At 69.6% G+C, this 12,385-nt stretch carries 8 protein-coding genes and 1 pseudogene; 2 read left to right on the forward strand and 7 right to left on the reverse strand.

Annotation, left to right across the window (positions count from 1 at the left end; translation table 11 throughout):
- Positions 1–746, forward strand: a pseudogene (locus ACFW2E_RS27845) (serine/threonine protein kinase); the annotation flags it as partial.
- 589 nt (positions 747–1,335) lie between these two features.
- Here the strand turns inward: ACFW2E_RS27845 and ACFW2E_RS27850 are convergent.
- Entirely contained in the window at positions 1,336–5,889 is a 4,554-nt protein-coding gene (locus tag ACFW2E_RS27850) for an FtsK/SpoIIIE domain-containing protein (RefSeq protein ID WP_384469817.1), read from the reverse strand.
- Positions 5,890–6,178: 289 nt separating this feature from the next.
- On the opposite strand from ACFW2E_RS27850, the gene ACFW2E_RS27855 reads away from it, so the two are divergent.
- On the forward strand, positions 6,179–6,577 hold the full coding sequence (locus ACFW2E_RS27855; protein ID WP_384469824.1) for a WXG100 family type VII secretion target: 399 nt from the start codon (positions 6,179–6,181) through the stop codon (positions 6,575–6,577).
- 84 nt (positions 6,578–6,661) lie between these two features.
- Here the strand turns inward: ACFW2E_RS27855 and ACFW2E_RS27860 are convergent, their stop codons facing one another.
- The 6 genes from ACFW2E_RS27860 to ACFW2E_RS27885 all read right to left on the reverse strand — a co-directional run.
- Positions 6,662–7,402, reverse strand: a complete 741-nt coding sequence (locus ACFW2E_RS27860; protein WP_384469818.1) for a hypothetical protein — start codon at positions 7,400–7,402, stop codon at positions 6,662–6,664.
- Entirely contained in the window at positions 7,399–8,898 is a 1,500-nt protein-coding gene (locus tag ACFW2E_RS27865) for a C2 family cysteine protease (protein ID WP_384469819.1), read from the reverse strand. The genes ACFW2E_RS27860 and ACFW2E_RS27865 overlap by 4 nt, the downstream gene beginning before the upstream one ends.
- A 4-nt stretch (positions 8,899–8,902) precedes the next feature.
- Positions 8,903–9,220: a hypothetical protein gene (locus ACFW2E_RS27870; protein ID WP_384469820.1), complete on the reverse strand. Its 318-nt coding sequence runs from the start codon at positions 9,218–9,220 to the stop codon at positions 8,903–8,905.
- A gap of 138 nt (positions 9,221–9,358) precedes the next feature.
- Positions 9,359–9,601 (reverse strand): hypothetical protein, encoded by a 243-nt coding sequence (locus ACFW2E_RS27875; protein WP_384469821.1) that lies wholly within the window; start codon positions 9,599–9,601, stop codon positions 9,359–9,361.
- 60 nt (positions 9,602–9,661) lie between these two features.
- Positions 9,662–10,780: a hypothetical protein gene (locus ACFW2E_RS27880; protein ID WP_384469822.1), complete on the reverse strand. Its 1,119-nt coding sequence runs from the start codon at positions 10,778–10,780 to the stop codon at positions 9,662–9,664.
- A 10-nt stretch (positions 10,781–10,790) separates the two neighbouring features.
- On the reverse strand, positions 10,791–12,385 hold a 1,595-nt coding region (locus ACFW2E_RS27885), incomplete at its 5' end, for a hypothetical protein (protein WP_384469823.1).

Here is a 12,385-nt window from a genome sequence, read left to right on the forward strand (position 1 = left end):
GGCCGCGCGCGCCGGGCCCGCCGACCGCCGCCCCGGGCGCCCGGGACGCGGGGGCGGGGGCCCCGACCTGCGGGCCCGGGCCGCGGGACGCGGGGCCCGCCGGGCAGCGGCCGGGGAAGGTGTCCGTCACCATGACGGCCGGCTCGGCCCCGGGCGAGGGCGGCCGCGGGCGCCGGGTGAGCTGCACGGTGGCACTGGCCGTCGCCGGGGCGCTGGCCGCGGTGACCGTGGGAGTGGGGTTCCTGCTCCGTCCGATGCTCGGCGGAGACGGCGACGCGGGCGGCGGCAACGCCTACTCCCCGGCGCCGAGCGCCGCCGCCACGACTTCCTCCGGTGCTTCCCCCAGCACCTCCTCCAGCGCTTCCTCCAGCCCCGGCGAGGGCACCGCGCCGACCGCCGTTCCCGCCCGCTACCTCGGCACCTGGGAGGGCCAGGGCACCGCCCTCGACGGCAATCTCCCCATCGGCACCTTCCGGCTCACGGTCCACGCGGCCGGTCCCGGCGAGGAACTGGGCCGCATGACCCAGACCGACCAGCTCGGCGGCGTCTGTACCGACGTACTCACCCTGAAGAAGGTGACGAGGACCCAGATCGTCGCGACCTCCGTGGGGGCCGAGGGAAACCACGACGGCTGCAACCCGGCCCCCCACTCGGTCGAGTTGACGCCGGTCGGCGACGACCTCACATACACGTCGGACAGTTCGGCCGAGGGCAATCCGGTGGCACGGATGTCGAAGGTCAGGTAGCCGGCCGCGGCGTCCGGAGTGGACGAGCGGGGGGATCTGCAGCGCGTCCGAGACGACGACGGCGGCGGCGAGGACGGCGAGCGCGATGCGCGGGTACCGCTGGTGCACCCAGCACGGCTCGCCCACGCGGTGGCAGGCGAAGCCGCGGTGACCGGGCTCGGGCCGATGGGCTCCGAGGAGCACCACGACGACCGCGGCCGACGCCGCCGTCCCGGGCACCGACTGGGTGAACCGGACCATCCACCGCCGCCCGGGCTCGTTCCAGTCGACGCGGGCCAGGCGCAGGATCATCGCGGCCGCGGTCCAGGGCAGCACAGCTCCCGTGGTGACGGCGAACCCGTAACCGCCGCCGGGCCAGGCGGGGGCGAGCCCGGTCCAGATGCGCGGGCCCCAGAAGCGGGTCAGCACCACGAGGCCGACGATCGCGGCGCCCAGAAGACACCCGGCCGCGATCCGCGCCGCCCTGTCGCGGTCGAATCGGCGTCGACGGGGCTCACCGGCGGGCCGGGCGGTCGTACGGTCCCGCTCCCCCCGGTGGTGACGGAGACCGGCCCCGCCTTCGCCCGGCCCGGCCTCGCCGATCCTCCGCTCACCCCGGGATCACCACCGTCCGCAGCTCGCCGTCGCCCAGGTGCAGCATGCCCTTCCCCGGGACGACCTGGCCGCCGACCATGCTCCGGGACAGCCGTACACCGATCAGGTCGCCGCTCGAGGACTCCTGCGGGGAGAGCAGGATGCCCCGGCGGGCCTTCTTGGCATCGACCTGCCAGCCGGAGAAGCCACTGCAGACATCCTCCTCGTCACCGGCGATGACGAGCGCGAGGCCGCGTTCGGCGCCACGGGAGACCATCCGCTTCATGTGGCTCTCCGCGTCCAGGTCCTCGAGGATCTCGCCGTCGTCGACGAGCACCACGATCGGCTCCTCCGGCGACGCCGAGTCGATGACCTCCTCGAAGTCGGCCTCGTCGATGTCGTCACCGGTGAAGACCTTCAGTACGCCCTCCGTACCCTCGAGCCCGCGCAGCGGCGACCGACGGGGTGCCGCGACGACCAGCCGAATGCCCTGCGAGAGGTAGGACTGGGCGAAGTTCATCAGGACCGTCGAGCGGCCCGACTTCGCCGGGCCCGCGATGACGAACGACGGCACGCCGTCGGCCAGGTCCGGCCCGAAGCCGACGATCTCGTCGCCGCCGAGGCCCGCCAGCGCCCACAGCCGGGAGCGGGAGGCCTCCGGGTCGCGCATCTCCCAGGCGTCGGCGAAGGAGATCCGCCTGGGCAGGCTGTCCACCCGGAACGGGCGGCGCGAGCGCGGGACCGAGGCGTCCCGCGCCGTGGCCGCCTCACCGATCGCGCCGATCGCCGCGGCCTGGCCCTGACCGGTGGTGTCCTCGGCGAGCAGCGCGAACTGCGTCTCCGTACCGGACTCGTTGCGGAAGGCACGCCCCGCCGGGATCTCCTCCGGCACCTTGCGGGCCGGGACGCCGAGCGTGGAGAAGTCGCTGCGGTCGGCGAGGCGCAGGCCGTACTTGTCCTCGGTGAGCGTGGCGATACGGCCGACGAGGAGCGTGCGGTCACCGGTCAGCACCAGGTGGATGCCGACGCTCGCGCCCTCCCGCATCATCGTGGTCAGCTCGTCCGTCAGCGACCCGTGGTCGATCTCGCCGAGGGTGGGCACCCAGCCCTCCCAGCGGTCGAGGAGCACGACGATGTGCGGCAGCCGCTCGTCCTCCGGGGCCGCGGCCCGCTGCTCGCCGATGCCGGCGTGACCCTTCTGCGCCAGCAGGTCCTGACGGCGGCCGAGTTCGCCCTTGAGCCGGTTGACCAGGCGGATCACCCGCTCGGTCTGGTTGCGGCCCACGACCGCGCCGCAGTGCGGCAGCCGGGTCAGCGCGTTCAGCGCGCCGTTGCCGCAGTCGATGCCGAACAGGTGGACGTCGGCGCAGGAGTGGGTGCGGGCGAGGGAGCCCGCGATGGTCCGCAGCACCTGCGAGCGGCCGCTGCGCGGCGCACCGCCGATCATCAGATGCCCGAACGTCGCGAAGTCGACCACGACCGGGCGGCGCGCCTGGTCGGCCGGCAGGTCCTCCACGCCGTACGGCGCGGGCGGCAGCCTGCCCGGGGCGAGGGTCCCGGCCGGCGCCTCGATCTCGTCGAGCAGCAGCGTCTCGGCGAGGGCGGGCAGCCACGGGCTGTGCTGGGCCGGGATGCCGAGCGCCTGGCTGGCGTCGCGGACGGCGTCGACGAGCACCTTCAGGTCGGTGATCTCCTCGTCCTCGCGCGCCTCGGCCTTCGGCTTCACCAGCGCGGTCCGGCCCAGGTCCTCCCAGGACAGCTCGCCCACCCAGGGGGCCAGGGCGGCGCGGTCGGCGGCACCGGGCCTGCGGCCACCGACCCGGCTCGACTGGAAGGGGACCAGGGACGCGTGGCCGAGCCGTACGTACGCCCGGCCCGGCGTGTTCTTCGAGATGTGCCCGGCCTCGGGCGAGTCGATGACGTCGCTCGACTCGCCGCCGTCCGTCACGCGCAGTGCGATACGGAGGTTGGTGTTGGCCCGGATCTCGGGGGACACGACACCGCTCGGCCGCTGCGTGGCCAGCAGCAGATGGATGCCGAGCGAACGGCCTCGCTGGGCGATGTTGACCAGACCGGTCACGAAGTCGGGCAGGTCGCGCACCATGGACGCGAACTCGTCGATGACGATGAGGAGTCGGGCCACGGGCGCGTGCGAGGGGTCCCTGCGAACGAGATCCTGGTAGTCCTCGATGTCCTTGGCGTCGGCGGCGGCCAGGATGTGCTCGCGGCGCTTCAGCTCGGCGCCCAGCGACTCCAGGGCCCGCTCGACGAGATGCGCGTCGAGGTCGGTGACCATACCGACGGTGTGCGGCAGCTTCACACAGTCCTTGAACGCCGAGCCACCCTTGTAGTCGACGAGGACGAAGGTCATGTTCTCCGGCGTGTTGGCCACGGCCAGCGACGCCACGACGGTCTGCAGCAGCTCCGACTTGCCGGAACCGGTGGTGCCGGCGATCAGACCGTGCGGGCCGTCCCTGCGCATGTCGATGCCGAACGGACCGTCGTACGACTCACCGATCACCGCGAGCGTCGACTGCCCGCCCATCCGCCACCGTGCGACGACGGCATCGCTCGTCGGCGGCTCCAGCTGGAGCACGTCCAGAAGCCGGCTGGCCCCCGGCAGCGCCGAGTCCTCGGTCTCGCCGCTGATGTCGCGCAGGGCCGACAGGGAGCGGGCCAGGCGCAGCGCCCAGGCGGCGGACACGAAGTCGGGGCGCACGTCCTCGACGCCCTCGGCGCCCGCCTCCTCGACGCGCAGCCGCAACTCCCGCGGCTCCTCGTCGCGTTGCGGCTCGGCACCGGCCGCGTGCCAGGCCTGGAACGACGGGAAGCCCCCGGCGGCCTGCTGCGGGACCGAAGGCTGCGCGGCACCCGGGGAGTCGTACTCCCGGGCCTTGGGCTCGGCTACGACGAACGCCTGGCACTCACCCGGCAGGAACCGCTCCTCGGCGTCCAGGCAGACGGCGTACATCGCGACGGCGGGACCCTCGCGCAGCAGCCGTACGGCACCCGGCAGGGACCGCAGCCGCCGCGACCCGTCCCATACGACGACGATGTCCGGGTCGCTGAAGCTGGTGCCCTGGCCGCGGCTCTGCTCGGCGGCCTTCTCGCGGGCGTCGAGGATCTGCGTCAGCTCGCCGATGCGGGCGCCGACGGTCTCGGCGTCGGTACCGATGAGGACGTTGACGTCCTGGCCGCCGGCCGGGCGGGCGTGCGGCAGCCAGCGCACCCAGTCCCAGTCGCGCTGCGCGCTGTTCTCGCTGAGGACATAGAACTGCACGTCCATCGGGCTGTGCAGTGCGGCGGTCTGGCCCACCGCCCACCGGCCGAGGGCGCGGGCGGAGTCGCCGGGTCCCGCCATGCCGATGACACCGAGGGAGCGCAGGGACAGGGCGACCGGAGCGTCCTCGATGGTCCAGGTCACCCGACGCCGGTGATCGTCCTGCTCGGGGTCGTCGAGCACGACCTCGGAGGGCAGCCGCCCGGTCCCGACCCGGACGACCAGATGGTCGCGGTCGGTACGCCGACGCTCCCACAGCCGGGTACGCGGACCGGTGCCGAGGGAGAGCACGGCGGCCGGATCGGGAACGGCGCACCTCCGGTCGTGCCGCTCCGCCGCCAGGGCGTCCTGCGCGTCCTTCTCGATCCGCTCCTTGTGCTCCTTGTACTCCTTGACCTGCTTCGCATGGGACTTGCGCCCGTGCTTCTTGTCCATGAAGTAGTTGGCGAAGAGCATGATGGGGCTGAGCCCCGCCATGATCAGGTAGTACCAGCGGTGGAAGATGAGCACGGACACCACGGAGCCCACGAGCGGGGTGAGCGCCATGAGCCAGGGCAACGGCCGGGCCTCGTACTCCCGGGGCGGGCGGGGCAGCCGGAACTTGGTCTGACGGTCCGGCGGGCGGAGCCTCGGCGGTCGGTTGTAGTCGAGCCCGACCCCGTCCTCGGACCACTTGAGCGCGGCGTTGGGCGGGCTGTAACGGGCCAGCTCCAGAAGGCTGTTGCCGACGGCGATCTGCGCGCCCAGCGGCCAGGAGTCACCCTCGATCTTCTCGCCGTCGAGAGTGACACCCTCCTTGTCCTGGTGGACGGTGACCTTGCAGGTGCCGTCCGTTGCGACTGACAACGTCAGGGCACGCGCGTCGAGTTCGGGATCCTCGATCCGGACGTACGACGCCGGCCCGCTGCCGATGTCGTACCGACCCACCCCGAGCCGGTGCACGAACCCGGACACGGGCCCGCCCACGACGCGGAGTTCGACGAGACCGGAGGGCTCTCCGGGCAGGCAGCCGGCGGGATCCTGGAGGCTGACCACGGCCCCTTCCCGCAGCGGTGAACCCACCACGGTCGCGGTCGGATCGACGGCGTACCCGTCGACGTACACGAGCGGCGCACCGCCCGCGGGCACCGGCCCGTGCTGTCCGATGGGGATGACCTGCGCCCCGGACTGCCCTACCCGCTTGACCAGTTCGCGGGCGATGTCGCCCACGGTGGACTCGGGATCGGCGTCGAGCACGACGTCGGCGGAGCCCCCGCCGAACGGGTCGACGACGGTCAGAGTCAGGCGCACGCATGTCCTCCCCAAGCCCCTGTGGCCGCTTTCGCCACGCAGGTCACGGTGAGTGGCTGACGATATCCACTCCGTCCGGCCGCGAGGCAACGGAGGCGGGCGGGCTTCCCGATGGCAACGGCGAGTGCAACGGCCGTAGGCTGCTGCGGCAAGAGCGGACGGTCACCCCGGTGGAACTGTGCGTCCCACCTGTCTCGTCCGCGCACAGGGAGCCACGAAGGTTGGCCCGGCGGTGGTTTGAAGAGGGAGCGGCTTCATGGCCAAGGACCTTGACGTCACATACCAGGACATGCGCGACGCGGCCAAGCATGTCGTGAAGGAGAAGGAGAAGCTCCACGAGAAGCTCGACTCTCTGCGCAAGTACATCGCCCACCTGGTCGAGTCCGGCTACGTCACCAAGAGCTCGTCGAAGGCGTTCGACGAGAACTTCGACGAGTTCGTGCGGGGAACGAAGGACACCCTCGACGGCCTGGACGGCATGGGTGACTACCTCACCAACGCGGCCGACAAGTTCGAGCAGATCGATGAGGAGCGGCCCGGGGCGCCGTGGAGCTGGTTACCCCCGCCGGGGGCCGGAGGGCGCCGGCCCGGGGCCCCGCTGCCGCTCGCCGCGCCTGCGCCGCATCGCCCTGACGCAGGGCACGCCGGTGCGGCGGGAGTTTGCAGTGGCGGTCACCCTCGCGGGTGACGAGGAGCATGGCGACCCACTCGACGAGTCGGTGAGACAGGCCGGGTGCGGCAGGATACGGAAACCCCGTACAGCTCAGAACCGTCAGGCGTCGCCGACCTCACGCAAGTCCACGTATCCCGCCTTGAAATCGGGCGAGTTCATCTCGACGTCCATGTGCCCGGCGTCGATGGTCACGACCTTCCACAGCCGACCCGCGATCTCGACGGTGCTGCCGCCGCGTACGTCGTCATAGAAGGCAAGCTGACCCTGGCCCGGGGCCGTCACGCTGATCGAGACCCGGGGCGGACCACTTTGGATGTCGGACAGGACGGCTCCCATGGCAGGCCCGTTGTCGGGCACGTGCCAGCGCAGCCGCCAGTGACCGTCCTGCGTCGTCGGCCACTTGGCCATGTGCGCCCCCTCGTTCGTGCCGCTGTGGTCCGGCGTGGTCAGGACCACCCGGTAGGTGCAGATCTGGGCGACCGTGAAGGAATGCCCCTTCAGGGTGACCTTTCGCCCCGCTGCCACGGTCTGCTTGGTCGTGCCCAGGGACAGCACCGCGGTGCGGTGCTTCCCGTCGGCGCCCGCCTCCGCGTAGGTCACCTTGCCGCCGCCCGGCAGGGCGGCGGTTCCGCCCCGTAGGACGTGCACGCCCTTGGCGTCCTTGCCGCCGTCGCACTCCGGGCCCTTGTCGGCGGCCGGCACGGGCTGTGGCGACGAGGAGGAGGCCGAGGAGGTAGCCGAGGGATGCGTGGTGTCCGATGTCTTGGCACCGCCGTCCGTACCGCAGGCGGCGAGCATCAGCGTGAGGCAGACAGCACCGCCGATTTTCGCGATTCTCATTTCTTCACCTGCAGTTCCTGTGGGGTGTTGAAGTATTTCTCGTACTGATCGGCCGTCGCCTCGACGTCCGGAGCGCCGCCACCCCACGGGTTGCCGAGGATGATCTTGCCGTCAGGGGTGAATCCCTTGACGTAGAAGACGTGCCGGCTGACGAAGCTGCTCTTCCATTCGTTCGGTACGTCCTTGGGGTCGACGGACCCGGTCGCCACGATCACCGGGTGATGCGACTCGAAGGACTTCTTGATGGAGTCCAGGTTGTTGTCGAGCGACTTGGAGTCGTGACCGGTCACATAGGGCGGGGCCATGTTGGTGAAATCCCACTCGACGGCACCGTAGTCGCCGGACTCGGCGCGGTCGTAGAGCTTGTCCCCCATATGGTTGTCAGGGGATCCGCCCTTGTCACCGCCGTACATCAGGGCGAACGCCTTCTCGTAGTACGCGGGCCAGGTCTCCCCGTTTCCATGCGCCGACACGAGGTTCCCGTTCTGGTCCATCGGAAGGTCGGGGGTGACGGTGACCCAGTGCTGATTGCCGTCCTTGTCCCAGATCCGGACGTCCACCGTGCCGTTGGGGTTCTGCTTGATCCCTTCGGCGATGAACTTCGGATCCGCCTGCGCTGTCGCGGTGAGGGACGCGATGTACCAGCAGTCCCCGAACTGACCCTGCGAGATGCTCGACGCGTCGACCTTTCCCGGGGTGGCGAACAACGGATCGGCCGGCGTGCCGTAGTGCATGCCCTGCACACCCTGGTTCAGCTGGGAGTTGTATCCCTGGAGCCACGCGTCCGTGGTGTCGAATCCCGGCTGTATCCCCGGGAACGCCGCCTCCAGCTTGGCCCAGTGTGACGGCCCTGTCTTCTTCAGCAGCCCGCTCAGGTGGTCGCGGAACGCGCCGGCGGGAATGCCGTCGTGTGACTCCCACCACCACATGCCGCTGTCGTCGGTCTTCTTCGCCAGGTCGCCGTAGCGGCGGAGGTCCGCGGCCGGGACCTTGGCCAGGAAGGCGTCGAGTTCGGCGGGGGTCAGGGCGTCGAGTTCGTCCTTGACCTTGTTCAGATCGTCGCGGTTGCCGTCGTCGCCGAAGTCCTTGCCGTCCAGTGCGGCGATGTCCGCCAGTGCCTGGGTGATCTTCTTCTCGTCGGGGGCGTTCTCGTCGGCGAAGGCGAGCGCCGGGTCGATGTCGTACCCCTTGGCGAGCAGGTCGTTGCACTTCTCCAGTTGGTTGCAGCGGCGCGTGATCGAGTCGGACATGTCGTGCAGCTCGCCGCGCAGTGACCCCGGCAGGGTGCCGGCGCCGAAGGGCCAGAAGGAGAAGGGGTTGCCGACCAGGGGTTCGAGGGCCGGGCTCGTGGTGGCGGGTTTGCCGCCGAGCAGACTCTGGGCCTGGGTCAGCACCGCGGAAATGTCGCTGTGCAGCTTGCCCACGTTGTCGCCCAGTGTCGTCAGGCTGCTCCCGAGGCTGCGTATCTTCGGGATGTCGAAGCCGGCGAATGGCATCAGCTCACCCGCCCGGCTTGTCGCTCTTGGCCTTGGCGGCCTCTTCGTCGAGGTTGCGCGCCTCGGTCTCCCAACGCCGGGCGTCGGCCATCAGATCACCGGCCATCGAGTGCAGTGAGCCCTTGCGGGCGCCGAGTGTCGCGGTGGATGCCTCTGCGAACGGGCCCTTCCATATCCCCTGTGTCGCCTGGGCCGCCGCGCTGTCGAGATACGGCCCGAGCGACCCGGCAAGGGCTCGCGCCTTGCGGGCACACTCGCGCAGGTCATCCGCCCGTTTCCGCAACTGGGCAGGCGTCTCGCCCCGTTCGTCCGGTCTTCCCATGTCAACCCCGTAGTCGATCGGCCGCCAGGCACTGGGTGCAGATGCTAACAAATGAACGAACCGATCAAGTTGCCACGAAGGTAGGGCAGTTACCACACCTCCATGAAGGCCGACCCCGACCACCAGGGACCGTCGGCCCTACGCCCCTCCACCGGTCCGCTTGCGATCCATCTTCGCTTGGTCCTTCTGGGCCTTGGTGACCAGACGCTGCTCCTCCGGGGGATAGGAGTCGAACAGCTTGCCGAGGGCCCCCATGCGGCCCTGGAAGTCATTGCCCCACTTGTCGGCGGCGGCACCGACCCAGGTCTGGCAGCCGATCAGGTTGTTTACGGCGGTGATGGCGGAGCGGATGTTCGAGACGGACGCCTCGATCTTGTTCATGTCCTGGCGGCAGAGAGAGCCGAGCTTGTCTTCGTCAGGTATGCCCATTGATGGTCCCCGTTACTTGAGGCCGATTTGGAGGAGGTAGTGCTCGTTTCCGCCGAGCACGAGCTTCCCGTCCCCGTAGGTCATGGTGGTGGGCAGCCGGCACGTCAACTTCTTGGCGTCCACCGGGTGGTTCAACGCGCACTCCCCCGAAGAGCGCGACGACTTACCCTGTGCGTACGCGTAATGCGCCACCAGGTCCGCCCGCCCGGCGTGGATATGCAGGACGTACATCCCGTCGTCGTTGAAGGTGCTGGCGTAGATGCCGTCGGCGTCATCCCCGGTGAGGGAGTTGACCGTCAAGTCGCCCGGTTTCCCCTTGATGCCTGCGACGGACTGGGGCAGAGCGATGGGAGCGGCTGTTCCATCGGTGTGGACGGCCACGATGTCCGCGACGTTCGAGAACCTGGCCGAGCTGGCCCGCGGGCCGCTGGAGACGTAGACCGTGCCCTTCCGGTCGACGGCGGCGGCGGGGTAGGGATCCAGCCCCCGGGTCTTCCGGTCGGCCGCCGGAACCTCGTACAGGCGAGTAAGACGGCCATTGGCCAACGACCAGACAACATCGCCGTCCAGCACGATCAGGGCCCCGTCGGGACGGACGCCCAGGGGCGTGACGGCGTAGTCACCGAACCGGAAGCCAGCAGCGGTGATTGCCTTCGGAACGGGCACCGCGGCGGACCGTCCCTTGCCGGGGACGCCCGCCAGGACGCTCACCTGCTGGTCCCGGCCGTACTTCTCGATGGCGTGATCCTTACCGAAGACCAGGGAGCCGTCCGAGAACGCGACCAGACCGGACGAACCCTCGGTCAGGTTGGGCCGCAACGACTCCACTGTGCGGTCGTTCTTGACGCGTTGGATACCGTCGAGCATCACATAGACGGTGCCGTTCGCAGCCGTGGTCAGACCTTTGACATCGCCGCCCAGCAGGAGGTCGAGCGCCTCGGAGTGCCTGCCGTCCAACAGGACTGCGGCCTGCCCCTTGCCCGGCGCCTGCCAATCGTCGCCACCGCCGCCATCGCAGGCGGTGCCGACGACGAGCATGCCAACGGCTGCCAAAAGCAGAAAACCACGGCGGGCACGGGCGAAACCGCGCACAGCCGTCGTCGAGACTTTGGACGTCGGCACCTGCGACACCTCCCTGTTCCTATTCGGAACCACGTTTGAAGCCGTTCCACATGTCGTCAACCGTCTTGTCAGGCAAATGGTTCTGCATTTCTTTGACGTCTGTCGACCACCAGAGGTTGAATTGATCGAAGTCCTGTGTGTCCTTGCGGAATGTGATGTGGCCATCAGCCCACTCGGGGTGGCTCGCCGGCGGCTTGATCTTGCCCGCACGGATTAGACCCTCGGCAATGGGGACGCGCATGGAGGCGGCCGAGTCGAACATTTTACCCTTGGAGTCGGCCTCGACGGTGGCGGCGTTGTTCGTCGAGAACTTGCTGTCGGCGTAAGGGATGCCGGCCCAGATCGCAGCCTGGATCCAGGGCCTGATGTCCGTGTTCGGCACGACCTTCATCTCCGGGGCCGGGACGGCGGCGATGCCACTGGAGATGATGTTGAACCAGAGCAGTTCCTTGGTGTGTGCCGCGTCCGTCAGGGCGGCAGCATCCAGGTTGACCTGTTTGCCGGCCGCGGACACCTCGCCACGCAGTTCGCCCAGGTCGCTCAGGAACCCGGCGGTATCGGGCTTGTCCAGGCCTTGTTGTGCCCGCAGCCTGATTTGAGCGTTGGTCGCCTCGACTACGTTTCCGGCCTCGTCTTCGTTCTGCATGATCTCGCTGAGGAAGTCCAGGGCATGCTCGCGGCCCACGACGATCTGGTCCCCGTCGCCCGCATATGCCGGCTGCTTCGACGTGCCCGTCGAGTTCGCGAAGTCCGTCACGTATGCCTGGAAGACCGTCGACAGCGCCTGCGTGATGCCCTTGTTGACCGGGTACTGCGACTTCTCGTAGTCGTTCTTGTTCTTTTCCTTGGCGTACTCGGCGGCGCCTGCGTTGATCACATTGGCGGCCGCCTCCGCCGACTCCTTGGCATGGTTCTGACGGTCCAGTGTCGCCAAACGGATGACGGCGGCGGGGAACTTGGCGTCGTCGAAGGAGTGTGGGCCGGGGGTGGCCCACTTGTCGCTGACGAGGGCCGCGGCGTGGTTCGCGCCGTCCTTCCCGGTCAGCACGAGGCGTGACGCGTCCGGGTTCTGGCTGAGGCGCTGCATGAGGGCGAGCGAGGGGTCGTTCGCGTCGATGGCGGCGATCTTCGCGTCGGCTCCCTTGTTGCCCTTGAGGTAATCGACGCTGAGGCCGAGCGACTTGTACCAGTAGTTGTCGTCCTTACCTTCGACGTAGCCGCCTGAACCCCCCGTGGAGAAGTCGGGTGCTACGTAGTCGGGACGCATCGGATTCTTCTGCCGCCAGTCGAGCATGGCGCCGCCGACCGCGGACAGGACGTGGGGGTCCCACTTGTCTCCGTCCGGGCCGTACTTGAAGAGCATGCCGACGGACCAGATGTCGTCGCCGTCCGGCTTCGTCAGCTTGTCCAGGTAGTTCGGCGGGAGCGTGATCTTGCCGTCCTTGGCGAGGCTGGTCGCGGCCTGCACGCCCTGGCCGAACTGCGCGACGATCCCCTCGGACTCCTTCGACAGCACCACGCCGTCGTGCGTGCCGTCCTGCCCGTGCAGGACGCGCGCGACGCGGGCGGCCTGGCCCATGCCGTCGCCTGCCATGAACGCCTGGAGGTACGCCG

It is taken from the genome of Streptomyces sp. NPDC058964 (genome assembly GCF_042741275.1).
Lineage (GTDB): Bacteria > Actinomycetota > Actinomycetes > Streptomycetales > Streptomycetaceae > Streptomyces.

What these genes read in the sequence shown, in the direction of transcription:
- ACFW2E_RS27875 (WP_384469821.1), bottom strand. Translation starts at nt 9,601, where the DNA reads ATGAACAAGATCGAGGCGTCCGTCTCGAACATCCGCTCCGCCATCACC.
- ACFW2E_RS27865 (WP_384469819.1), bottom strand. Translation starts at nt 8,898, where the DNA reads ATGCCATTCGCCGGCTTCGACATCCCGAAGATACGCAGCCTCGGGAGC.
- ACFW2E_RS27855 (WP_384469824.1), top strand. Translation starts at nt 6,179, where the DNA reads ATGCGCGACGCGGCCAAGCATGTCGTGAAGGAGAAGGAGAAGCTCCAC.
- ACFW2E_RS27870 (WP_384469820.1), bottom strand. Translation starts at nt 9,220, where the DNA reads ATGGGAAGACCGGACGAACGGGGCGAGACGCCTGCCCAGTTGCGGAAA.
- ACFW2E_RS27860 (WP_384469818.1), bottom strand. Translation starts at nt 7,402, where the DNA reads ATGAGAATCGCGAAAATCGGCGGTGCTGTCTGCCTCACGCTGATGCTC.